This window comes from Marinobacter profundi (assembly GCF_002744715.1).
GTDB lineage: Bacteria > Pseudomonadota > Gammaproteobacteria > Pseudomonadales > Oleiphilaceae > Marinobacter > Marinobacter profundi.
On record NZ_KZ319389.1, the window covers coordinates 1 to 1,588 of the forward strand.

2 protein-coding genes are annotated in these 1,588 nt (G+C 62.6%); both read right to left on the bottom strand.

The genetic code is table 11. The features are described 5' to 3' along the window. On the bottom strand, positions 1 to 866 hold an 866-nt coding region (locus CLH61_RS18215; RefSeq protein ID WP_099616116.1), incomplete at its 3' end, for an electron transfer flavoprotein subunit alpha/FixB family protein. Beyond that, a partial coding sequence (locus CLH61_RS18220; RefSeq protein WP_211289149.1) for an electron transfer flavoprotein subunit beta/FixA family protein occupies positions 866 to 1,588 on the bottom strand: 723 nt, incomplete at its 5' end. The genes CLH61_RS18220 and CLH61_RS18215, both read right to left, overlap by 1 nt.

Below are 1,588 nucleotides of genomic sequence, written 5' to 3' on the forward strand. Positions count from 1 at the left end.
ACCTGGAAGATCGGGGCTTCTTCGTCCTTGTTGATCGCCACGATCACCTTGGAGTCGGACATGCCCGCCAGGTGCTGGATGGCACCGGAGATGCCCACCGCGATGTACAGCTGCGGAGCCACGATCTTGCCGGTCTGGCCAACCTGCATGTCGTTCGGTACGAAGCCGGCGTCAACCGCGGCACGGGAAGCGCCTACGGCGGCGCCCAGCACATCAGCTACCTGCTCCAGCATCTTGAAGTTGTCGCCGTTCTGCATGCCACGGCCACCGGAGATCACGATGCCGGCAGAGGCCAGGTCCGGACGGTCAGACTTGGCCAGCTCTTCGCTGACGAAGGCCGACAGACCGGCGTCCTTGACCAGGTCGAGGGCTTCCACTGCAGCGGAGCCGCCTTCGGCTGCCACCGGGTCGAAACCGGTCGGACGTACGGTGATCACCTTGATGCTGTCGCTGGCCTTGACGGTCGCGATGGCGTTACCGGCGTAGATCGGCCGCACGAAGGTGTCTTCGGACTCGACACGGATAATGTCGGAAACCTGGGCAACGTCCAGCAACGCGGCCACGCGCGGCATGAAGTCCTTGCCCGTGGTGCCGGCGGCCGCCAGGATGTGGCTGTAGCCCTTGCCCAGTTCGGCAACCAGTTCGCCCAGGTTCTCACCCAGAAAATGGCCGTAGGCAGCGTTGTCGGCCACCAGAACCTTGTTCACGCCGTCGGCCTTGGCCGCGGCATCCGCGACGGCGCCCACGTTCTCGCCGGCAACCAGCACGTCGATATCACCGCCAATGGCCTTGGCCGCCGCTACCACGTTCAGGGTGGCCTGCTTCAGGCTGCTGTTGTCGTGTTCAGCAATTACCAGGATGCTCATCAGATCACCTTCGCTTCGTTCTTCAGTTTGTCGACCAGCTCAGCAACGTCTGCCACCTTGACGCCCGCCTGACGCGCGGCCGGGGCTTCAACCTTCAGGGTGGACAGGCGCGGGGTAACGTCCACACCCAGATCCGCCGGGCTGACCGCCTCAAGCGGCTTCTTCTTGGCTTTCATGATGTTCGGCAGCGACGCGTAACGCGGCTCGTTCAGACGCAGGTCGGTGGTCACCACCGCCGGCAAGTTCAGCGCTACGGTCATCAGGCCGCCGTCCACTTCGCGGGTTACGTTGACCTTGTCGCCCTCAACCACCACCGCGGAGGCGAAGGTACCCTGACCCATGCCCGTCAGCGCAGCCAGCATCTGGCCGGTCTGGTTGTTGTCGGAATCGATGGACTGCTTGCCCAGAATGACCAGCTTCGGCGCTTCTTTCTCGACAACCGCCTTCAGCAGCTTGGCCGCTTCCAGAGACTGGACTTCTGCGTCGGTCTCGATGTGGATGCCACGGTCAGCGCCCAGTGCCAGAGCGGTACGGATTTGCTCCTGGGCAGCCTTCGGGCCAATGGATACAACGACGATTTCGCTGGCAACACCCTTTTCCTTCAGGCGAACCGCTTCTTCAACCGCGATTTCGCAGAACGGGTTCATTGCCATCTTGACGTTGGCAAGATCAACACCGGTGTTGTCCGGCTTGACCCGCACCTTGACGTTGTAGTCGATAAC